Below are 22,046 nucleotides of genomic sequence, written 5' to 3'. Positions count from 1 at the left end.
GTCAGATATGTGTGGGATCGTTGGCATCGTGGATGCTGGCGGTGTCTCTTTCCCGTTGTACTATGCCCTATATGCTCTCCAGCACCGCGGGCAGGAGAGCGCGGGCATGTCCACTTTTGACCGCCGCCCCTATGTCCATAAGGACAAGGGGTTGGTGGCCGAGGTCTTTGATGAATCAATTCTTCAGGAGCTCAAGGGGACCGTCGGGATCGGACATGTCAGGTATCCGACAACTGGTGCGAATCTGCCGGAAAATTTTCAGCCGTTCAATTTTGTCTTCCGTGATCAGACCATCTCTCTGGCACACAACGGAAATTTGGTGAATACTGAGGAACTACGAGCGCAGTACGAGCAGGACGGGCAGATCTTTTGTACGAGCACCGATTCTGAGGTGATCGCCACGATCATCGCCCACGAGATCCGCACGTCCGGGTCGGTAGAGGACGCGGTGGCGGCGGCGATGCGGCTCCTGCGGGGGTCGTACTCGATTGTGCTGATGCTCGACGAGACGCTGTACGCCTTCCGCGATCCCCTGGGGATCAAGCCCCTCTGCCTTGGCAGAACAAAGAACGGCCATATCGTGGCGTCTGAGAGTGTGGCGATCGACGCCCTTAACGGGGAGTTCGTCAGGGACGTGCGACCCGGAGAACTTATCACGGTCACCGCAGACGGGGTCAAGTCCACCCAGATCACGACCTCAGACCGGAGGGCCCATTGCATGTTCGAGTACGTCTATTTTGCCAGGGCTGACTCGGTCATCGACGGGACGCTGGTCTATGACGTGCGCCGAAAGATCGGCGAACAACTGGCAAGGGGTGCACCGGTCGAGGCCGACATGGTGGCGCCGGTCCCTGACTCGGGGACGGCGTATGCGATCGGGTATTCCCGGACGTCGGGGACGCCGTACCTGGAGGGATTGATGAAGAACCGGTATATGGGCCGGACGTTCATCATGCCGACCCAGCAGATGCGGGAGAATGCCGTGCGGATCAAACTCAACCCGATCAAAAAGCACCTGGAGGGCAAGTCGGTGGTGCTCATCGACGACTCGGTGGTGCGCGGGACAACCTCGCGGCGGCTCATCGATATGGTCAGGGCCGCTGGGGCAAAGGAGGTCCATCTCAGGGTGGGGTCCCCCCCGATCGTCGCCCCCTGTTATCTGGGGGTGGACTTCCCGACGAGGACCGAACTCATCGCCCACGAGCGGTCGACCGAGGAGGTGCAGAACCTGATCCATGCCGATTCGCTCTATCATGTGCCGATCTCCAGGATGGTGGAGGCGATCGGGATCGATATGGACAACCTCTGCACGGCATGCCTGACCGGCAAGTACCCGGTCGCGGTGCCCGGAGAGGAGTGCGCCTGCCGGAAGGTCGAGTTCGTGAACGCGAGTGTCCAGAGTCATCTGGAGACCGAGTAATTTTTTTTCTTTTTTTTTGGCGTTGTAGAAACCCTCACCAATTGTGTGGGGATACCATGTGCCACCCGCCTTCCCTTATCCCCATACCGGGGGCTCTGCCCCTGGACCCCCTGGATGAAGATTGGGGCGGGAAGGCACGTCCCCGGAAGTCAGAGATCAGCTCAGGTCCTCTCCCTCATTCTTTCACTTTGCACACGGCCCCCAACACTTCGCGCCAGGGGGGTGCAAACCAATCTGGCGCCGTAAACTCTCTCATTTTATAATTCACGACTACCCTACAGGAATAGAAAATCGTTTGCACTTCGCCGGGAAACACCCCCATCAAGTATGCTCTGTGTTCTTCCATCCTCGTGTAAAGATCACTTTATACACGCGTGTACTACTCTACCTTATGCACAAATCATGATCGGCCGCCATTCTGCCCCATCCTATCTTTCCACCACCAGGGTGCGAAGGTGGTGCGAAGGTGCAGACCAGGCATGAACCCCGCACGCATCCTGGATGAAATATTCCTGTGGGCCTCCAGAGGGCGTCCTATTCGCCGGTGCGAGATCAAAAAATGTTCTCGATGAGGGCCGACACACTCGATCATCCTGACGAGGGTAGTGCCGTCCTCGACCTCCCTTTGGGCGGTTCGTCAGGTGATGGGGAAGACGTTTTGATCCGACGTGCCGCCCCCCCTCTTCATGATCTTCTCTTTGCCTTCCTCCATGAATCGCACCGGGAACACCGTCCCCGAACCCCCTGAATGACGTTGGAGTCAGTAAGGCATAATGGACGACCATGAAAGAAGTGTTGCAGTCCTCGGTCTATCATGTGGGAAATGTGAGCGACAGCGGACTTGAGAAGATCTTTGATCTCCGAGGTCACGCCCCCGGCGGGAAATATGCATCTAAAAATCCTGGACTGAAGGGATTCTGTTCACGTACCAGATCCCCCGCGTCCCAAAAAAGATAGAAAAATTACCTGATCTGCCTGCCCCTGAGGTACGCCCCCGCCTCAGGCACCACGACCCCGACAACTTCGGCGTCCGGCACCACATTTTTGAGGACCGGCAGACTCTCCTCAGGGATGACGAAGGCGTAGCCCATCCCCATATTGAAGGTCCGGTACATCTCTGCCTCGGCGATCTCGCCCTGCTCCCCGATCCAGGCGAGGATCTCAGGAACCGGCAGGGGATCGGTGATATCGAACCCATAGTCCGAGAGCCGCGTGAAGTTCAGCAGGCCGCCGCCGGTGATATGGCACATCCCATGGACCTCGCAGGCCGCTGCGGCGTCCAGGGCCTCGCGGTAGATCCTGGTCGGCGTGAGGAGGGCCTCGCCCACCGTCCGGCCCGACGGGAGGACATGGTCGAACCCGCCGTGCTCCAGGGCCACCTTCCTGGCCAGGGTGTAGCCGTTTGAATGGACTCCGGTCGAGGGCACGCCCACGATCAGGTCGCCGGGCGCCACCTTCTCGCCGGTGACGATCCTGTCCTTCTGCTGGGCCCCAAGGCAGGTCCCTGCCAGGTCAAGCCCGGTCACCAGACCCTTCAGCGTCGCCGTCTCCCCGCCGACGATATTCATGTTGGCCAGGCGGGCACCTTCGTTGAGCCCCATTCCGATCTGGCGCATCTTGTCCAGCGAGACCTCGTTGCACGCGATATAATCCACGAACGCCACCGGCTCGATATTCATCACAAAGAGATCGTTGACATTCATCGCGATGCAGTCGATGCCCACCGTCGACCAGTCCTCCAGGGCGTCGGCCACCAGCATCTTCGTGCCCACGCCGTCGACCGCCAGAGCCAGGGCCGTATCGCCGAACTCCACCAGCCCGGCAAAATGCCCGCTCTTCCCGACCGTCTGGAACGCTCCCGACCGCCTGAAAGTCAACTGCTCGATCAGCGTCCGCACACCTGCCGCCTCAAGGTCGATATCCACCCCGGCCGCCGCATATCCTTTCTCTGTATTACTCATCGTCACACTCCTCTGAAAGCCTGAACTCGTCGTGCAGCACCTGCAACGCCCGGTGATGCTCCTCCTGCTTCACCACAAAGGAGACATTCACCTCAGATGACCCCTGCGAGATCATCATCACATTGATCCCCGCATCTCCCAGCGCCGTGAAGATCCGGCCCGAGATCCCTGGCGTCCCTGCCATCCCGGCACCCACGACCGCCACGGCCACGACATTCCGGTCAGCCGTGACCTCGCGGACCAGCCCGGCCTTCACCGGACCGGAAAGGACGTCTTTCGCCACCGCCAGGTCGGCCTCCTCGATGACCATCGAGATATTCGCCTGCGACGAGGCCTGCGAGATCATCATCACATTCACTCCCGCGTCGCCGAGAAGCGAGAAGATCTCCTTGGCCGTTCCTGGCCGTCCGATCATCTGGACGCCATTGACATTGAGCAGGGCCACCTGGTCGATATGGGAGACCGCCTTCACCACCCGCTTCTCCCGGTTCTCCTGCCGGCGCACCACCGTGCCAGGATGATCCGGGTTGAAGGTGTTCTTCACCCGCACGACGATGTTCTTCTCCATCGCCGGTTCGATGGACTTGGGGTGGAGCACCTTTGCCCCGAAGTACGAGAGTTCCATCGCCTCACGGTAACTGACATAGGGCAGCACCCGCACATGCTGGACCACCCGCGGGTCTGAGGTCAGCACCCCGTCGACGTCGGTCCATATCCAGACCTCGTCGGCCTCGATCCCGCGACCGATCACCGCCGCCGAGTAGTCTGAACCGCTCCTACCCAGCGTGGTGACGATCCCCTCTGGCGTGCACCCCATATACCCGGTGATCACCGGGACCGTGTCCATCAGGAGGGGGAGGACCCGACTGTTGATGGTGGCGTCGCTCGACGGGAGGACCAAGGCGTCGCCGTGGCGGTCGGTGGTGAGAACCCCGGCCTCGCACCCGTCAAGGGCGACCGACGAAACCCCGGCCTCGTTGAGGGCCGCGCTCACGATCAGCGACGAGAGACGCTCGCCATAACTGACAATATAGTCCCTGGAACGCTGGGTCAACTCATGGAGGGAGTGGACCGCGGTCAGGATATGGTCAAGTTTCCAGAGGCGCTCGTCGATGACCGCCCCGACCTCGTCCACTCTGGACGGCGCGACGGCCCGGAGGGCCTTCATATGTTTTGTCCGTAGTGCCTGAACAAAAGTGGCGATCTGCGGATCATCTACGCTGGATTCGGCCTCTGCGGCGATGGCATGGAGTCGGTCGGTCACCCCGGACATGGCCGAGACGACGACGGCAAGTTCGTGTCCCTCGGCATGGTATTGGGCAAGAATATTGACCACCCGGGCGATAGACTCGGCATCCCCGACAGATGTGCCCCCGAATTTCATTACAAGCCTCATTTCTGGCTCACTCTCTCTATTCCCACACGATGTTATTTATGTACTGACACCGCCCACGTAATAAGTGAATGCGCGCGCTGGACGTGATCGACTGCCATGTCCTCGTAATCGGGAGTGGCGGCGCCGGAGTGAGGGCGGCGATCGAGGCCGACCAATACGGTGAGACAGTCCTTCTTTCCAAGAGCATCACCGGGAAAGGAGGCTGTACGACGATGGCCGAGGGCGGGTACAACGCCGTCCTCAAAGACGACGATACCTGCGACCTCCATGTGGCCGACACCCTTAGAGGAGGCGCCTACCTCAACGACCCCGGCCTGATCGAGGCCCTGGTCCATGACGCCCCCGCGCGTCTCGACGACCTGGTCAGATGGGGGGCGGTCTTCGACGCTTCGGCCGACCACGAGGTGGCCCAGCGTTCTTTCGGGGGGCAGTCCTTCCCGCGGACCTGCTATGCAGGCGACCGGACTGGCCACGAGATCATGGCCACCCTGATGGAACGGCTGCGCGGGAGCGGGGTCGAGCGGCATGAGGAGACGGCCGCGATCGAACTGCTCAAGGACGGGAACCGGGTCTGCGGGGCCCTGGCCCTGGACAGGAACGGCGAGATGGTCGCGGTGCGCGCCGACGCCGTCGTCCTCGCGGCCGGCGGGGGCGCGCGGGTCTATGACGTCTCCACCAACTCAGGCACCGGCACCGGGGACGGGTTCGCCCTCGGCTACCGCGCCGGCGCCGACCTGATCGATATGGAGATGGTCCAGTTCCACCCGACCGGTGCGGTCTTCCCGTACGACGCACGGGGGCGCCTGGTCACCGAGGCGGTGCGGGGCGAGGGGGGGCACCTGGTCAATGCCGAAGGAGAACGGTTCATGCACCGTTACGACCCTGAGCGGATGGAACTTTCCACCCGCGACGTGGTGGCGCGGGCGATCGCCACCGAGGTGCTGGAAGGACGGGGGACTTCCCACGGCGGCGTCTGGCTGGACGTCACCCACCTGCCGGCACACCAGATCGAGGAGCGCCTCCCCCTGATGCTCGCCCAGTTCCTCAGGTACGGCGTGGACATCAGGACTGAGGCGATGGAGGTCGCCCCCACCGCCCACCATGTGATGGGAGGGCTTCGGATCACCCCAACCTGCCAGACCAACCTCACCGGGCTTTTCGCCTGCGGTGAGACCGCCGGCGGGGTCCACGGGGCCAACCGCCTCGGCGGCAACGCCCTGGCCGACACCCAGGTCTTCGGGAAGCGCGCTGGCGAGGCGGCCGGGCAGGCGCCGACACGGGCAAAGACCCTGGACAGAACCCAGGTGACGGCGCAGGAAGCACGGCTTGCCGCCTTCTACGAGGGCGAGTCCTCCCCGGTCTGGGCGCAGGAACACCTCCAACGTGCGATGTGGGACGGCGCCGGGATCAGGCGGGACGCGACCGCACTGCAGACGACGCAGCGGGCCGTCGAAGGGCTGCTCGCCGCCCCGCTCAGAGCGGCCTCGGGACGCAACCTCATCGAGTGCTGCGGGGTCCAGAACCTCTGCACCACCGCACTGCTCATCGTCCGCTCGGCCCTGCTCAGGCCTGAGAGCCGCGGAGCCCATTACCGGACCGACGTCTCCCAGGACTGGGACGCCGCCCACTCGCCGTACGGCCACACAAAGATCAGTCTCCAGGGATCGTCCATCGAGGAGAGAGCGCAATGAAAACGATCACATTCCAGGTCTCGCGCTTTGACCCTGAGACCGACACCCGGCCACACCTTGAAGAATATACCGTCGAGGTCCACGACGGGGCGCGGGTCCTCCACGCCCTTCACGCCGTCCACGCGATGGACCCGACACTCGCCTACCGCTGGTGCTGCGGCGCCGGGCAGTGCGGGAGCTGCGCCGTGAAGGTGGACGGCACCCCTGGGCTCGCATGTCTGACCGAGGCCCACGACGGGATGGTCGTCGAGCCCCTCGACCTCCCGGTGACACGGGACCTGGAGGTGGACCTGGCACCGTATCTGGATCGGTTCACCTCCATCGCCCCGAACGACTCTGCGGTCTTCCCGACTAGGGCCGAGATCGAGGCGATCAAACCGCTGCGCGAGTGCATCGAGTGTATGTCCTGCGTCTCAGTCTGCCCAGCCCTGAAGGTCTCAGAATTCGCAGGCCCAACGGCGATGCGTCAGGAACTCCGCCTGGCCCTCGACCCCCGCGACTCGGGCGACCGGGTGGCTGAGGCTGTGGAGAGGGGGCTCTTTGCCTGCACCTCCTGCCAGCGATGCAGGATCGTCTGTCCCAAGGAGATCCAGATCCCGGGCAAGGCGATCGAGAAACTCCGTGAGATCGCGGCAAGAGAGGGGCTGGCTCTTCCACGCCATACCGACCTGGCCGGGACAGTCAGACTGACCGGTCGGAGTGTGGACCGGACCAAGCCCACCCTCCTCGAAGAGGTGCCTGAGGTGATCGAGCCAGAGGGGGAGGTGAAGGCGACGGTCGGGTTCTTTGTGGGCTGTATGTACAATGGCCGCCTCCCTGAGACCGCACGCGATATGCTTGCGGTGATGCGGAGAAACGGCATCAGGGTGATCATTCCCCACGAGCAGGTCTGCTGCGGCTCGCCCCTGATCAGGTCAGGCCAGACCGGGGTGGTCGACCACCTCAAGCGCCGCAACATCGAGGCCTTCAGGAGCCGTCATATCGACCTCGTGATGACGATGTGCGCCGGGTGCGGGTCGACGCTCAAGAACGACTATAACACACCGTTCACGGTGATGGACGCCACCGAGGTACTCGCGAAATACGGGTGCGAACCCCCGGCACACCTCCCGGTCACCGTCACCTATCACGACCCCTGCCACCTTCTCAGGGGGCAAGGAGTCAGCGAAGAGCCGCGGGCCCTGCTCAGGAGTGTGGTCAAGCAGTTCGTCGAGACCCCGAACCAATGTTGCGGGTCAGGCGGCGGGGTGCGCTCTGGCCGGCCTGAAGTGGCGGCGGCCCTCGGGGACCAGCGTGGTGAGGCCTTCGAAGCAAGCGGTGCCCGGATGGTCGTCTCGTGCTGTCCGTTCTGTGAATACCATATCTCAGAACATACAATACTCCCGGTCAAGGACCTCATGACCCTGCTGCGCGAGGGGTATGAGGAGAAGGACCGCCAGAGAACGCAGAGACCCTAAACCCCTTTTTTCCCTCTCATTCTTAATTCGCTCATCAGGAACCCCTCTTTCCAGGGACACCGCCACCACTTGATATCCATACCCCTCAATGACCAGTTTCTTACTGAAATTCTCATCATATTCACACTCTCGATTGTGGCCTCGCATTCTGCCAGCAGATGAAGGTGCCAGGCATCGTCGCCTTTGTCCTCACCGGGGTGCCTGCAGGACCGTACGGTCCGGGACTCATCGGGGACCAGGCCGACGTCCATCTCCTCACAGAGATCGGGATGGATATGTCCCTGAAATGTCATGCCGCTCCCGCTGCCCTCCAGGGAGATCGACCCCCGATCCCACAACCCTTTTATCTCCCCTTTACTACCCCCCTCACATGCCTGAAGTCATCGTCTACTCCACCAGACAGTGCCCTTACTGCCGGATGGTCAAGGCCTTCCTGGAAAAACACGGGATCACTTATCGTAACATCGACGCCGGCGCCGACGAGCAGGCGGCCGCCGACCTGTACCGCATCTCAGGGCAACTCGGCGTGCCGGTCACCGTCGTCGGCGAGGAGGTGATCGTCGGTTTCGACGCTCCCAGGCTCACCGAGGTCTTCGGGACAGAACGGGGCGGCGACACCTTCGACGTCGTCATCCTCGGGGCAGGACCCGCCGGGTTGACGGCCGCGGTCTACACCACCAGAAAATCTCTCTCCACCCTCGTCATCTCAGAGAATATCGGTGGGCAGGCCATGGAGAGCTGGGCTGTCGAGAATTATATGGGCTACCGGATGGTCACCGGCGAAGATCTCATGAACCGGTTCGAAGAACAGGCCAGGGGCGCCAATGTCCGCCTCGAACTCGACCGTGTCACCGGGGTGAGCCGGGGGCCAGACGACCTCTTTGCGGTCGCCACCTATGCAGGGGAGACCTTTAAGGCCAGGAGCCTCATCGTCGCCACCGGCCGCCAACCCCGCCGGCTCGGCGTCGAGGGGGAGGAGAAGTTCTGGGGCCGCGGAGTCTCTGTCTGCTCCACCTGCGATGGCCCCCTCTTCAAGGGCAAAGACGTCGCCGTCGTCGGCGGCGGGAACTCGGCCGTCACCGCTGCCCTGGAGATGGCCAGGATCGCACGCTCGGTCCACCTCATTGTCCGTTCACAGATCAGGGCTGATCCCGTCTATGCCGACCGCCTGGACGAGCACGAGAACATCACGGTGCATATGCCCTACACCGTGACCGGCCTCCTTGGCGGAGAGGTGCTCTCTGGCGTACGGATGAAGGACGCGGAGCGCGGCACAGAAAGGAGACTCGCGGTCGACGGGGTCTTCGCCGAGATCGGCCACGAACCCAACACCGCCGCGGTCAAGGACCTGGTCAGGCTCAATGACCAGGCCGAGATCCAGGTGGACGAGAACTGCCAGACCTCTCAGCCCGGGATCTTTGCCGCCGGCGACGTCACCTCGGTCAGGGGCAAACAGATCATCATCGCCGCAGGCGAAGGGGCGAAGGCCGCCCTCGAGGTCCATACTTACCTGATGGCCGGAGAGGCGAAGGCCGCGGCAAAAGTTGCCAGGCCGCCGCTCATACCCCCTCACCCCTGAAGAGCGGGTCGACGCCAGCGACCTTCTCCTCGGGACCGATGACCACGCAGACGTCCCCGGCCATGAGCTCTGTCTCCCCGCTCGGGGTGGAGAGGACGGTGGCCCCCCGGCGGACCGCCAGGACCGTCACTCCGTATCGCCTGCGCAGGTCGAGATCGGCCAGGCTCCGCCCCTCGACCTTCGCGCCCTCACCGACCCTGAGGCTCTCGACCTCGGCACCTGGCTGGAAGAACCCGATGTCGTGGAGACGTGGTGCTTGCATGGCCGTGGCCCTGAGGAACCCGTAGCCCCCAGCCCGCACCTCAGCAGTGAACCGCTCGATCTCTTCTCTCGGCACCAGGTAGGTAGTGAGGATCCTGGTGAAGATCTCGACCGAGGTCTCGAATTCGGCAGGGATCACCTCGTCGGCTCCGAGCCTGAAGAGGTCCTCCATCTCGCTCACATAGCGTGTCCTGGCGATGATCTGGAGGTGCGGATTGGCCCGCCTGGCTGTCGCCACCACTCGCCCGGTCGCCGACGGGTCCGAGATGACGACAACGAGCGCCTTGGCCCGGTCGATGCCTGCCTGTTCGAGGACCGCCGCTCTGGCCGCATTGCCATAATAGATCACCTCGCCCCGCCCCCGCTCCTCGCGCACGGTCTCTGGGTTCATCTCGACGACGACGTATGGGATTTTGGCGGCCCTTGCGGCCCTGGCCACATGCCTGCCGCTGAGCCCGAACCCGACGATGACAATATGATCGCGCAGCACCGGTTCGTCGGGAGGGGCCTCCCTGATACTCCCTGTCCTGACCCGTTCGGGGAGAGGGAGACGGCAGGAGCGTTCGGCAAGACGAGGTGAGAACCCGACGGTAAAGGGCGTGGCGATCATCGTGACCACCGCCACGGCCAGGAAGACCTGCTCGGCCCAGGGACTGAGGAGGCCATATTGCACGCCCACCACCGAGAGGATAAACGAAAACTCACCGACCTGGCTGAGCGCCGTCCCGGTGAGGACTGAGGTCCGCAGGGACGACCCGAGGAGCGAGGTGACGCCCGCGGCGACGACGCTCTTGCCCATGATGACGGCGAGGGCCAGGAGCAGGACGATCCAGGGGTGGTCGACGACGAACCTGAGGTCAAGGAGCATCCCGACCGAGACAAAGAAAAAACTGGTGAAGACGTCTTTGAAGGGGAGTACGGTGCCGAGGGCTTCGTGGGCGTATTCGGACTCGGATACGATCAGCCCAGCGAGGAATGCGCCGAGGGAGAGGGAGAGCCCGGCGCTCTGGGTGAGCCAGGCGGTGAAGAGGCAGATGACGATGATGGAGAGGAGAAAGATCTCGCGGCTCCGCAGCCTGGCGGCATGGAAGAGGAGTTTTGGGACGAGCCATTTTGCCGAGACGACCACGTAGGCGATAAGCCCGGCCGAAGTAAGCAGAAAAACCAAGACCGACCCGCTGCCAGGTTCGCCGCCCTCCCCTGCAAGGAAGGGGACGAGGAGCATCATCGGGATGATGACCAGATCCTGAAAAATGAGGATCCCGAGGGTGGTGCGGCCGTGCGGGCTTTCCACTTCAGAGCGTTCCTGGAGGAGCGAGAGGACGATGGCGGTGCTGGAGAGGGAGAGGAGAAACCCAAAAAAGACTGCCTGCCCAGGTACGAGCCCGAAGAAGGTGCCTGCGGCCGCCACCGCGACGACGGTAAGAACCACCTGGAGGGTGCCGCCGATGAGCACGGCCCGGCGGATCCGCAGCAGATGCTGGAACGAGAACTCCATCCCAATGGTGAAGAGGAGGAGGACCACCCCGATCTCGGCAAGGGCCTGGACGCTCTCGGGGTCGTCGATGAGCCCGAGGGCGTGCGGCCCCGCGACCATCCCGGTGATGAGAAACCCAACGATGCCAGGGATCTTCAGGCGTGAACAGAGGAAGAGGATGGCGATAGAGAGGGTGAAGATGACGAGGATGTCGTCGAGGATTACTGCTTCCATGAAGGCTCCTGTTTCTTCAGAAATCGGGAACCATCTCATTTAGGGTTTCTGGTGAAGGGCGACGTGCAGGGCTGTGGAGAGATGCGCATGAAACAAACTGGCGTCCCGGCCCTACCGCGAGTTTGTCCCGAAAGTGTCACGCCCCAGCCGTGTAGAACCCCTCATGATCTGGGACGGTATGAGCATCACCCCACCATTCTCCCATATCGATCATGCCAGACGCCAGGGGAACGACCAGAGGGAGTCAAGAGGATACAGCACCCATGGCGTGAAAGTCCACCGGATAAAAGCAGATTTTCAACTCAAGAGTGCCCCCCATAAAGAGGAGCAGAGAATGTCGGAGCAACGATTCAGAAAGTTTCGTTCACACAAGAAAAGAGCGGAAATGCCCTCTCACTCCAGGTCACCCCCCATCTCCCCCTCCATATTCTCCACAAACCTGATGAGAAACGCATGCCGTTCTTCGGCGATCTGTCTCGCCCCCCCGGTGTACATCAAGTCCTTCAGTTTCAGGAGTTTCTCCTCGATATGGCCCATGGCGTCCTGGATCCCTTCGCCGTGCTCTCCTGCCCGCAAAAAGGTCCGGGCAATACCGACCGCCCCGATTGCGTCGAGTTTGTCGGCGTCGGAGAGGATCTTTGCCTCCAGGGTCTCGGGCGTGGCGCGGGAGCGGTAGCGGTGGGTGCGGATGGCATGGGCGATTGCCAGGATAAGAGCGGGATCATAGTGGACGCCCTTGAGATAGGCATCCGCGACCCGAGCCCCCTCTTCCTCATGACGAAGCCCGCGCTTCTCCTCCAGGGGGCGGGCGACGTCATGGAAGAGCGCCGCCGGGATGAGCACCCGCATGTCGGCACCCTCGACCCGGCCGATCACCTGGCAGAGGCGGGTGACCCTGAGGATATGGTCATAGCCGTGGGACCCCGAGGCCCCGAGAGCGGTCTCCACATATGCTCGCATCCGGTCCATCTCGTCGTCCATGCCCTGCATTGTGGAAGGATATTGGGAGGCCGGGATGATAGAGGCGACGGTCCTGGACCCGGTCATCAGGGATCTGGAGAACTCATTCCCTCTTCTTCAGGATGAACCCGGCATCCCCCAGGCGGCACCCTGATCTCAAAGCGCGCCCCCTCGCCTTCCCGCCCGGTCTCGGCGATCGTCATCCCGGTGATGCCCAGGATCGACTGCACCAGAAAAAGCCCGAACCCCCCGGCCTTCCTGCCAAACCTTACCTCAAAGATCGAAGCTTTCTCGCCGTCAGGGACACCGACACCGTTGTCCTCTACGACGATGACCCCGCCGCGCTCATCCCCTGAGAACCCAACCCTCACCATGGTCACGCCACCCCCGTGACGGACAGAATTCTCCAGGAGGTTGAAGAAGACCTTCTCCAGCATCGGGTCGGCATAGACTTCCAGCCCCCCTGTCTCAACACTGAAGTCAAGATGTCCTGGCAGGACTGTGGCCGCCGCATGCCGCACCACCTCGTCCACCGACTGCCACACCGCCCCGTGCACGCCCAGTTCTTCATAGTCACGGGTAAACGATATCTGGCGCTGGATCGTCTCTGCAGCCGTCTGACACCGTCCAAGATACTTCTGCACCGCCGGGTTGTCCTCCCCCTCCAACTCGCGGCCAAGAAGATGAAGGTAGCCGGAAAGGGCGGTGACCTGATTGAGGATGTCGTGGCGCGTGATGCCAGAAAGGAGATTGAGTTTCCTGTTCGCCTCCCGCACCGCCGACACCGCCTGCTTGTGGTCAGAGATATCCCGGGCGATCGCGCAGAGATATTCCGTGCCGTCAAAATGAAGATATTCCCCACTGATCTCCAGGGGGATCGTCTTCCCCGCCTTCGTCAGGTGTGAAGACTCCTGGGATACACGCCGACGCAATTTCATCCCCTTCCAGGCTTCGGGCCATCGCTCTTTCGGAAAACCAGGATCAATATCGGCAAGCGTCATCGTTGCAAACTCCTCGCGTGAGTAGCCCAGAAGAGCCGAGGCAGTCTCGTTGATATAGACAAACCTCCCCTCGGCATCCAGCCAGAAGACCAGATCACCGGCGCGTTCAAGAGCGATCCGCGCCATGCCGAGGTGGCGCACTGTCTGCCGCTGTGCCGCAAGGCAACGGACAACGGGTTCAAGCGCAGAACCATCGCCGACGGTCGGGAGGAATAGGTCGGCCCCTGAGACGATCCCCTCCGAGACCTCATCCGCCGCCGTCCCGGCAAAGAAGATAAAAGGAATATCTGGGTGCCGGGCCCGCACCGTCCTGAAGAAGGCGAGGCTGTTGGTATCCGGCACCTGATACTGTGCAAATATCGCGTAACAAGGAGTGGTTGCAAGATATTCAAGGGCTTCGTCCACCGAATGATGGATCACGACCGGGAGCGTATCGTCGTACCCGAGGGCGTCCTTCATATGGTCCTTAACCCGGTCATCTGGATCAAACACCAGAATAGAACCTATCGGCCACCTTTTCTGCTGTCCTTCCTGCATCCAAAAACCCATCCCGATGCTCTCCTTCGGGAGAATTATAGGTTTCCATTTATCTCCTCGGACATATCGGGGATGACAGTCACCAGAAAACCCTCATAAATTCCCTCCATATCAATCTAAAATGTCGAGGGCCGAACGCTCACATCATATATTGATGTGAGCGCGACTCGCCCGCCTTCCCCATCACATGTGCCGGGGGCGCTGCCCCCTGACCCCAGGAAGCAAGATAGAGTAGGGAAGGCAGAATAGACGGCCATAAAGAGGATGCTCCCGTCCTCGACCTCTCGTGTGGCAGGGGGTTCAGGGGGCAGCACGCCCCCGCCAGAGTGAGACATCCAGAGAATTTACCATGAAAATGATCCTGACGACAATCTTCCCTGGTTTTTATGATGAACCATCCTGATCTCGTCGATGATGACATACAGATGAGAGAGACACCCTAAGCACGATCGGAGCCCTGCTTTCTCACCTCTATCGCCATTCCCGGGGTCCAGGGGAGCCTCGCCTGCGGGGTGAAGGTGGGGGAAGGCGCGATGTGATCAGGGGTGCCGCCCCAGATCATAGAATCTTCTCTGTCATCTCGCGCCGGGAGGCACCCCCTGGACAGAGGAGAGGTGGGGGCGGCAGGTGAGTGGTGGTCCCTCTGTGGCGTCCTGCGCTACAGGGGGAGCATCATGGGCCCACACACCCTGGAGACCAATGATCATGTTCATCCCATATGCGTGAACCTGGGGTCCATGCCTGATTCTACAGAGTTAAAAATTGCATAAAAGAATGTCAGGGGAGACTTTCACTCCACCTTCATAAACTTCGCACCAGGCACTCCGCAGATCGGGCAGCGCTCAGGGGGTTTGCCAATCTCGATATTCCCACAGACCGGGCAGAGAAAAACCTCGGCGCCCTCGAAGTCCTTGCCGCCCCGCAACGCCTCCAGGGCCCTGGTGTACAGCCCGGCATGCACCTGTTCGGCCTTCATCGCATGAGTGAAGATGACCACGGCCTCGGTGTTCCCCTCCTGCTTCGCCTCCTCGATGAAGCCGGGGTACATCTCGGTGAACTCCTCGGTCTCCCCTTCAATGCTCCCTTCCAGGTTCTCGGCCGTGCTCTTCACCCCGCCCATCACGCTGAGTTCGCGACGGGCATGGATCGCCTCGGCCCTGGACGCCGCACGATAGAGACGTGCGACATTCGGAAACCCTTCTTCGTCTGCCTTCTCAGAGAAAGACTGATACTTCCTGTTCGCCTGCGACTCCCCGGCAAAGGCGTCCTTAAGGTTCTCCATCGTTGCCATATGCAGTGCTTCACCCTGGCCGTTAAAAATACTTTTCACCGTCAGGAGAGAGAACGGCCTGATCAACGAGGGAAAATACTCCCCCATGACCCTGAACTCCAGCCAGGAAGGCATTCAAACACATATATATTGGAGACGACGATACCGGAGATGATGATGAAACGGATCTCCGAGGTTCCGGCCCTCGACCGGCCCAGGGAGAAGATCGCCGCCAGAGGCCCTGAGGCTCTCACCGACCGGGAACTCATCGCCGCGATCATCGGAAGCGGTGGCCCTGGCCATGACGTCCTTGAGGTCGCACGGGCGATCGAAGGGACTCTCCCCCTCAGCGATGTCCCGGCCTACGCCGACCTCCTTGCCATCCCCGGCGTCGGCGCCGCCAAGGCCTCCCAGATCACTGCCGCCTTCGAACTGGCCAGAAGGCGACTCGTCCCGGATGATATCAGGATCACGAGGCCCGAAGACGTCCTCCCGCTCGTCCGCCACATCGCCGAACGAAAACAGGAATATTTTGTCTGTCTCTCTCTCAACGGCGCCGGGGAGGTCGTCGGCAACCGCGTCGTCACCAAAGGCCTCCTCAACTACAGCCCAGTCCACCCTCGTGAGGTCTTTGCCGACGTCATCACCGACCGCGCCGCCTCGGTGGTCTTCGTCCACAACCACCCCTCGGGATCGCCGGAACCCAGCCGCGAGGACATCGCCATCACCAGGCAACTTCTCGACGCCGCCGGGATCCTCGGGATCCGGGTCCTCGACCATATCATCCTCACGAAAAAAACCCACCTTTCGATGCGTGAGCGCGGCCTCCTGTAAGGTCTGGAGGAATCTTTCAGATGCAAGGTGATTAGAAAATCTCACCTTGTGTGTCACTTGCTCTCCTTTCTCTTCGACCTGGAACTCTGCCCCCAGACCCCCAGGACCTCGATATGGTCGGGAAGGCCGAATGGATGGCCAATGAAGAGGCAAGTTGTTCTCCTCCCCTTTATCGTGTGGCAGGGGGAGCAGGGGGAGGCAAGCCCTCCGCAGAGATGGCTATCTAGAGGAGTTCTACAAAGTCAGATTTTCAAAAATGTGAGCAGAACGAACATGAGCCTCGGGCGCGGTGCATGAGAGTGGGCGAGTGATCAGAAGGACATTCAGACAGATGTGAAGACTGACTTCTCCGAACACTCGTACTGGAGGCAGGACACAGGATCATGATGTCCCGGAAAGACTGAACCCATCACCCCTCTCCTCTCCCAGATCCTGCGTATTCCCATGACATAACCCTAAATATCGCGGCGTCAATCTACTTTCGATATGCAGTACGTGCGGGCCAGGCGGGTGCTCTGGCTCATCCTCATCGCCAACATCACCGTCGCCCTGGCCAAGGCGGTCTTCGGCCTCCTTGCCGGGTCGATGTCCATGGTCGCCGACGCCCTCCACTCGACCTTTGACTCGGTCTCCAACATCATCGGGATCGCCGCCATGACCATCGCCGCCATCCCGCCCGACCAGAACCACCCCTATGGTCATGCCAAGTTCGAGACGATGGGTACCCTGGTCGTCGGCGGCCTCCTTCTCCTCACCGCCTACTGGGTGATCACCGAAGGACTGACCAGGATCACCACCGGGGCCGTCCCCGAGATCACCCTCCTCACCATCGGCGTCATGACGGCGACGATCGTGATCAACATCCTCGTCGCCCGGTACGAACGCCGGGCTGGTAAAGAACTGGGGAGCAGTTTTCTCATCGCTGACTCTAAACACACCCAGAGCGACATCCTCGTCTCACTCTCGGTCCTGGCCGGGTTCGGGTTTGTCTGTCTGGGCTACCCACTCGCCGACCCCCTCATCGCCCTGGCCATCGGGGCCATCATCGGGAAGATGGGGCTCTCCATCCTCAAGGACGCCGGGATGATCCTCACCGACGCCGCTACCGTCAACTGCGAGGATGCAGTGAAGAAGGCCGTGACCGCCATCACCGGTGTCCAGGGCTACCACCGCTTCAGGTGCCGGGGCGGTGCTGGCGACCTCCGTGCCGACATCCACGTCACCGTCGACCCCAGGATGAGCGTGCAGACCTCGCACGCCCTCACCATTGAGATCGAGGCGGCGATCATCGCCGCGGTGCCAGGCATGAAAGAGGTGATCGTGCACATCGAACCAGGCGAGGAAGAGGACAGGGAGGTCAGTCCTCTCTCCTGACCAGGCGGCAAAGTTCTTTTCCCTTCTCGTACGCCGCCTCGACCACCTCCGGGCGCGTCCTGATGTCCCTGACATGGTCCATGTCCCGCTGGAAGACCCCATCCCAGTACGGACAGTCGACGATCTCGCAAAAGGCCCGCGTCGTCTGGAGGGCCCCGTCGAAGTTGTCGGGCAGGTCCATCCCTGATATGCAGATGAAGAGCGTCTTCCTCCGTGCCCGGTGCTCTGGCGAGATGAACGAGTGGTGCCGCATATATTTTGCCATATAAAAGACCTGGAACCGGTCCATGAACGACTTGAGTTTGCCAGGAATGCCCATCGTCATGATCGGCGTGGCGATGATCAGGCCGTCCATCTCCCTGAACTTCTGGTAATATGGCGTGAGATCATCCTGCATCTGGCAGTCCTCATGGGCCATACAGTGGAAGATCTCCATGCAGGGCTGAAAATTGAGGAAGGGAACCATCACCTTCTCGACCTCGCACCCCTCCTCCTCGGCTCCTTCCACCGCTTTTTGGAAGAGATATGCAGTGTTCCCCCGCCGCACCGGACTTCCCAGGAGAGCGATGATCTTTCCAGGCATGGATGACACCTCTGCCCTGGCCTATATGTAGTTATGCCCGGTCAGGCCCTGACCTCCCCATACCGGGAAGAAATATATAACAGCGACTATAATCTCCCGTCGGTGAGAGCATGACAGCAGAGGAACCACAGAAAGTAAAGGCCGGGGAGCGGGTGGGGCCTGGCAAGTACATCTGCATCGACTGCGGGCGGGAACTGAAGGTGACCGACGCCGAGAAAGACCTGGTCAAGTGCCCGAGTTGCGCCTGCGAGGAATACCAGTGCTTCCCCATGACCCATATCAGGCCTGATATCAAGACGCCAGAAGACGTCCTCCACCCCCCGAAACGAAAATGAGGGGATCAATTGGCCAATGTCAAAGAAGTGGGGCAGGTCTTTCTCTGTGAGATCTGCGGGAACGTAGTCGAAGTCAAAGAAGTAGGAGGAGGAGAACTGGTCTGCTGCGGCGAACCGATGGTCCTCCAGGAGTGATTGTATGGAGCAGAAACTGAAAGACCTGGAAGAGAAGATCGGCAAGGTGCCGAAGATCTTTGCTGAACTCAAGGAGATGGAACCCGACCTCTATGAGAAGGTGATGGGCCTGGACCAGATGGTCTGGGCCGACGGGGCGCTCTCCAAACAGACGAAAAAAGTGCTTGCAATTGCGATCGCCGCGTCGCTCCGCGACCGACACGCGGTTCGTGCCCAGATGGCCGGGGCAAAGAGTTTGGGCGTGAAGAAGGAGGCGATTGAGGAGGGACTGCGGGTCGCTTTCCTCCTGGCCGGGATGCCAGCTTATGTCTATGGGAAGGCGGCACTCGAGGAGTTCATGGACTGAAGCCGGGGGATCGAAGGGGGACACATAATGGAGGAGATACACTCCCTCCCCATCCTAGGGGAGGAAGCGCCTGACTTTGAGGCCCTGACCACTCATGGCCCGCTCAAACTCTCGGACCTGCGTGGCAAGTGGGTCGTGCTCTTCTCGCACCCGGCCGACTTCACGCCGGTCTGCACCACCGAGTTCATCGGCCTCGCAGAGGCGAACGACGAACTCCAGCGCCTCAACGTCCAGTTGATCGGGCTCTCCATCGACAGTGTCCACTCCCACCTTGCGTGGGTCAGGAACATCAAGGAGAAGATGGGAGTGACGATCCCCTTCCCGGTCATCGCCGATCTGGACATGGGAGTCGCACGAAAGTTCGGGATGATCCATCCAGGCCAGAGCAGCACGGCAACGGTGCGGACAGTCTTTTTCATTGACCCCGACGGGATGATGCGGGCGATGATTTACTACCCGCTCAGCAATGGGCGGTATATCCCCGAGATTGTCAGACTGGTCAAGGCCCTCCAGACCTCAGACCGGCACGGGGTGGCGACGCCGGCAAACTGGCAGCCAGGCGAGAAGGTCGTGGTACCTCCGCCGAAGACCGCGAAAGCGATGGAAGAACGGGAGAAAGAGGGGTACGACTGCAAGGACTGGTACCTCTGTTTCAAGGAGATCTGAGCAGGACGCCCCATCGGCCCCTGCCTTGTGAGCCATGGAGACGATACAGAAAGGGGTTAGCATCCTGATCGTCGGGAAGAGCCCCAGGCCCCGGACAGAGGAGACTCAGGTCACGATTGTCCCCGGACCTGACGAGGCGTTTGCCGAACTTGACCGGCAACGCTACGAGGTCGTCATCGCCCCGATCGAGGAGACCGGGACAGACTTTTTTGAGCAGGTGCTCAGGAGCGAAACCCCGCCCGACCTCCTGATCGTCCCGTCTGAAGGCGACCACTCGGTGGTCATTGAGACGCGATCGGTCGGCGGGATGGCGGGGGGGACCGGCGAGATGGTGCGGGCAGCGCTGGAAGCCCATGAACGGCGCCGCGCCGGCGAGGCCCTCAAAGAGCGGGAACGCCAGCTCACCACCCTGATGGCCAACCTGCCAGGCATGGTCTACCGGTGCAGACTTGAACCCACGTACACGATGGAGTTCGTGAGCGACGGGAGCAAGGAGGTGCTTGGGTACGCCCCTGAAGACCTGGTGATGAACAGGCGGGTCTCGTACGGCGACCTGATCAGGGAGGAGGACCGCGACTATGTCTGGGAGGATATCCAGTCGGCGGTGCAGCGGGGGACGGCCTTCAGGGTGACATACCGCGTCACGACCGCCGACGGGAGCGAACGCTGGGTCTGGGAACAGGGCCGGGGGGTGCTCGGGCCCGACGGTTCGCTCGTTGCCCTTGAAGGTTTCATCACCGACATCACCGCACGGGTGACGGCCGAAGAGGAACTTCGCTGGCGAGAGGTGGTGCAGAAGGCGATCCTGGACAACATCCCTGATTATGCCTGGCTCAAGGACCGGGATAGCCGCTACATCACAGTGAACCGGGCGTTCGAGGAACTTGTCGGGAAGAAGCGTGAGGAGATCGTCGGGCGTACCGACACTGAGGTCTGGCCGGCGCACCTGGCCGAGCGGTATCGCGAGGAGGACCAGGAGGTGATGGTCTCGGGGGCACGACGGTTCCTGGTGGAACCCCTGACCAGGCCAGACGGGCTTGAGGCATGGGTCGAGACGGTGAAGACCCCGATCACCGGGCCCGACGGCGCGGTGATCGGGACCACCGGGATCGCGCGGGATGTCACCACGCGGATGGCGATGGAAGACACACTCAGGCGGAGCGAGGAGAAGTACCGCGTCTTCCTGGAGAACTTCCAGGGGATCGCCTTCAGGGCGAAACCCGACCTCAGTCCAGCCCATATCTTCGGGGACGTCGAGGGGATCACCGGGTATACCCCCGAAATCTTCCTCTCAGGTGAGGCGGACTGGCGCGAGATCGTCCACCCAGACGACCGGGAGATGTTCAACGCATTTGTTGCCGACCTCATCGAGAGGCAGGGGGCAGGAACCCTTGACTTCAGGATCAGGAAGAAAGATGGGAGTGTGGGATGGATCCACGAACAGATCCAGACGATCCAGGATCCCGAAGGAGAGACGAAAATTCTTCAGGGTTCTCTCTACGACATCACCGCCCGAAAAGTGGCTGAAGAAAAGGCACAGGACCTGGCAAAGTTCCCTGAAGAGTCACCCGAACCCATCCTCAGGGTGCGGGCCGACGGGACGGTGCTCTATGCAAACCCGGCAAGTCGACCGCTCATGGACCTCTGGGGGATCAGGGAAGGCGGCATGGTGCCAGAAGATCTCTGGACTTTTGTCAGGGAGACGTTCACTGCCGGGGAGGGAAGGCGCCAGGACTTCCAGGTCGACGGTGCCGACTACTCAATCACCTGCGTCCCGGTCCTTGAAGGAGGCTACATGAACCTGTACGGGACCGAGATCACCGAACGCAAGGCGATGGAGACCACGGTCCATGAGGCAAACCGGAAACTCAACCTCCTCAACTCGGTCCTCCGCCACGACCTCCTCAACCAGCTCACGGTCCTCCAGGGCTACCTCGAACTTGCTCGCCAGAGTGGGGAGGGCGGGGAGTACCTGGACCAGATCGTCGGGGCTTCGGAACGGATCAGGCGGCAGGTCGATTTCACCCGCGATTACCAGGAACTCGGGGTGAAGGGCCCGGTCTGGCAGGGGGTGAGGGAGGAGATCGAGCAGGCCTTTGCCTCACTCTCGCCCGCCGACCTCGCCCTCAAGGTCGAGGTCCCGTCCGATTTCGAGGTGCTCGCCGACCCTCTGCTGGAACGGGTCTTTTACAACCTGGTGGACAACTCGATCCGCCACGGGAAGGGGGCGAAGACGGCCCATGTCAGACTCGTGCCTGCAGGTGACGAGGTCATGATCGTCTACGAGGACGACGGCGTCGGGATCCCTGAGAGGCAGAAAGAGCAGGTCTTCAGGTATGGGGCCGGACACGGTACCGGCCTGGGGCTTTTCCTTTCGCGCGAGGTTCTCGCCCTCACCGGGCTTACTATCACCGAGACCGGGCGGGAAGGCGAAGGGGTGCGTTTCGAGATCAAGGTCCCTGTAGGGCGGTTCTGGTCCCATGAGGAGGCCTGACCGCCACCTTTTTTGTGGTCCCGGGAGATAGAACC

At 61.5% G+C, this 22,046-nt stretch carries 19 protein-coding genes; 11 read left to right on the top strand and 8 right to left on the bottom strand.

Annotated elements, in window-relative coordinates; genetic code table 11:
• Positions 1 to 7 precede the first annotated feature (7 nt).
• A complete protein-coding gene (purF, locus tag J2129_RS11765) occupies positions 8 to 1,420 on the top strand; it encodes an amidophosphoribosyltransferase (protein WP_209631048.1) in 1,413 nt (470 codons plus the stop codon).
• Positions 1,421 to 2,382: 962 nt separating this feature from the next.
• On the opposite strand, the gene purM is transcribed toward purF, so the two are convergent.
• Positions 2,383 to 3,381 (bottom strand): phosphoribosylformylglycinamidine cyclo-ligase, encoded by a 999-nt coding sequence (gene purM, locus J2129_RS11760; RefSeq protein ID WP_209631047.1) that lies wholly within the window; start codon positions 3,379 to 3,381, stop codon positions 2,383 to 2,385.
• Positions 3,374 to 4,765 carry an aspartate kinase gene (locus tag J2129_RS11755; protein ID WP_209631046.1) on the bottom strand — a complete coding sequence of 464 codons (1,392 nt, stop codon included), beginning with the start codon at positions 4,763 to 4,765 and terminating at the stop codon, positions 3,374 to 3,376. The genes purM and J2129_RS11755 overlap by 8 nt, the downstream gene beginning before the upstream one ends.
• Before the next feature lie 80 nt (positions 4,766 to 4,845).
• Here J2129_RS11755 and tfrA point away from each other — a divergent pair, with 80 nt between their 5' ends.
• Together tfrA and tfrB are read left to right on the top strand one after the other, a co-directional pair.
• The gene (gene tfrA, locus J2129_RS11750; RefSeq protein WP_209631045.1) at positions 4,846 to 6,468 is read left to right on the top strand and encodes a fumarate reductase (CoM/CoB) subunit TfrA; all 1,623 of its coding nucleotides are present in this window, start codon (positions 4,846 to 4,848) and stop codon (positions 6,466 to 6,468) included.
• Positions 6,465 to 7,925 carry a fumarate reductase (CoM/CoB) subunit TfrB gene (gene tfrB, locus J2129_RS11745; protein WP_209631044.1) on the top strand — a complete coding sequence of 487 codons (1,461 nt, stop codon included), beginning with the start codon at positions 6,465 to 6,467 and terminating at the stop codon, positions 7,923 to 7,925. The genes tfrA and tfrB overlap by 4 nt, the downstream gene beginning before the upstream one ends.
• Here the strand turns inward: tfrB and J2129_RS11740 are convergent.
• Positions 7,922 to 8,176 carry a hypothetical protein gene (locus J2129_RS11740; RefSeq protein ID WP_209631043.1) on the bottom strand — a complete coding sequence of 85 codons (255 nt, stop codon included), beginning with the start codon at positions 8,174 to 8,176 and terminating at the stop codon, positions 7,922 to 7,924. The genes tfrB and J2129_RS11740 overlap by 4 nt on opposite strands.
• 119 nt (positions 8,177 to 8,295) lie before the next feature.
• Here J2129_RS11740 and J2129_RS11735 point away from each other — a divergent pair, with 119 nt between their 5' ends.
• Positions 8,296 to 9,504 (top strand): FAD-dependent oxidoreductase, encoded by a 1,209-nt coding sequence (locus tag J2129_RS11735; RefSeq protein ID WP_209631042.1) that lies wholly within the window; start codon positions 8,296 to 8,298, stop codon positions 9,502 to 9,504.
• On the opposite strand, the gene J2129_RS11730 is transcribed toward J2129_RS11735, so the two are convergent.
• From J2129_RS11730 to J2129_RS11715, 4 genes are all read right to left on the bottom strand, one after another.
• Positions 9,485 to 11,476, bottom strand: coding sequence for a cation:proton antiporter (locus J2129_RS11730; RefSeq protein ID WP_209631041.1), 1,992 nt, complete (start codon positions 11,474 to 11,476; stop codon positions 9,485 to 9,487). The two genes, J2129_RS11735 and J2129_RS11730, sit on opposite strands and share 20 nt — an antisense overlap.
• Positions 11,477 to 11,869: 393 nt before the next feature.
• Positions 11,870 to 12,523 carry an HD domain-containing protein gene (locus J2129_RS11725; protein ID WP_348632323.1) on the bottom strand — a complete coding sequence of 218 codons (654 nt, stop codon included), beginning with the start codon at positions 12,521 to 12,523 and terminating at the stop codon, positions 11,870 to 11,872.
• Complete coding sequence (locus tag J2129_RS11720; protein ID WP_209631040.1) at positions 12,523 to 13,929, bottom strand: hybrid sensor histidine kinase/response regulator; 1,407 nt, start codon at positions 13,927 to 13,929, stop codon at positions 12,523 to 12,525. The genes J2129_RS11725 and J2129_RS11720 overlap by 1 nt, the downstream gene beginning before the upstream one ends.
• An 835-nt stretch (positions 13,930 to 14,764) precedes the next feature.
• A complete protein-coding gene (locus J2129_RS11715; RefSeq protein WP_209631345.1) occupies positions 14,765 to 15,265 on the bottom strand; it encodes a rubrerythrin family protein in 501 nt (166 codons plus the stop codon).
• Positions 15,266 to 15,421: 156 nt separating this feature from the next.
• Here J2129_RS11715 and radC point away from each other — a divergent pair, with 156 nt between their 5' ends.
• Entirely contained in the window at positions 15,422 to 16,078 is a 657-nt protein-coding gene (radC, locus tag J2129_RS11710) for a DNA repair protein RadC (protein ID WP_209631039.1), read from the top strand.
• A 486-nt stretch (positions 16,079 to 16,564) separates the two neighbouring features.
• Positions 16,565 to 17,452 (top strand): cation diffusion facilitator family transporter, encoded by an 888-nt coding sequence (locus J2129_RS11705; protein ID WP_209631038.1) that lies wholly within the window; start codon positions 16,565 to 16,567, stop codon positions 17,450 to 17,452.
• On the opposite strand, the gene J2129_RS11700 is transcribed toward J2129_RS11705, so the two are convergent.
• Positions 17,436 to 18,035 carry a flavodoxin family protein gene (locus J2129_RS11700; protein WP_209631037.1) on the bottom strand — a complete coding sequence of 200 codons (600 nt, stop codon included), beginning with the start codon at positions 18,033 to 18,035 and terminating at the stop codon, positions 17,436 to 17,438. The genes J2129_RS11705 and J2129_RS11700 overlap by 17 nt on opposite strands.
• 110 nt (positions 18,036 to 18,145) lie before the next feature.
• Here J2129_RS11700 and J2129_RS11695 point away from each other — a divergent pair, with 110 nt between their 5' ends.
• Genes J2129_RS11695 through J2129_RS11675 form a run of 5 tightly spaced genes read left to right on the top strand, consistent with a single transcriptional unit; the run spans position 18,146 to position 22,011 of the window.
• Positions 18,146 to 18,370 carry a hypothetical protein gene (locus tag J2129_RS11695; protein ID WP_209631036.1) on the top strand — a complete coding sequence of 75 codons (225 nt, stop codon included), beginning with the start codon at positions 18,146 to 18,148 and terminating at the stop codon, positions 18,368 to 18,370.
• Positions 18,371 to 18,379: 9 nt separating this feature from the next.
• Positions 18,380 to 18,505, top strand: coding sequence for a desulfoferrodoxin FeS4 iron-binding domain-containing protein (locus tag J2129_RS11690; RefSeq protein ID WP_209631035.1), 126 nt, complete (start codon positions 18,380 to 18,382; stop codon positions 18,503 to 18,505).
• Between the two features lie 4 nt (positions 18,506 to 18,509).
• Positions 18,510 to 18,851, top strand: coding sequence for a carboxymuconolactone decarboxylase family protein (locus J2129_RS11685; protein ID WP_209631034.1), 342 nt, complete (start codon positions 18,510 to 18,512; stop codon positions 18,849 to 18,851).
• A 27-nt stretch (positions 18,852 to 18,878) separates the two neighbouring features.
• Positions 18,879 to 19,517 carry a peroxiredoxin gene (locus J2129_RS11680; protein ID WP_209631033.1) on the top strand — a complete coding sequence of 213 codons (639 nt, stop codon included), beginning with the start codon at positions 18,879 to 18,881 and terminating at the stop codon, positions 19,515 to 19,517.
• Between the two features lie 34 nt (positions 19,518 to 19,551).
• Positions 19,552 to 22,011 (top strand): PAS domain S-box protein, encoded by a 2,460-nt coding sequence (locus J2129_RS11675; RefSeq protein WP_209631032.1) that lies wholly within the window; start codon positions 19,552 to 19,554, stop codon positions 22,009 to 22,011.
• The last annotated feature ends 35 nt before the right edge of the window (positions 22,012 to 22,046 follow it).

Source organism: Methanofollis sp. W23 (assembly GCF_017875325.1).
Taxonomy (GTDB): domain Archaea; phylum Halobacteriota; class Methanomicrobia; order Methanomicrobiales; family Methanofollaceae; genus Methanofollis.
The sequence above is the reverse complement of the archived record's forward strand: the minus strand, read 5'-3'. Positions and strand labels throughout refer to the sequence as shown.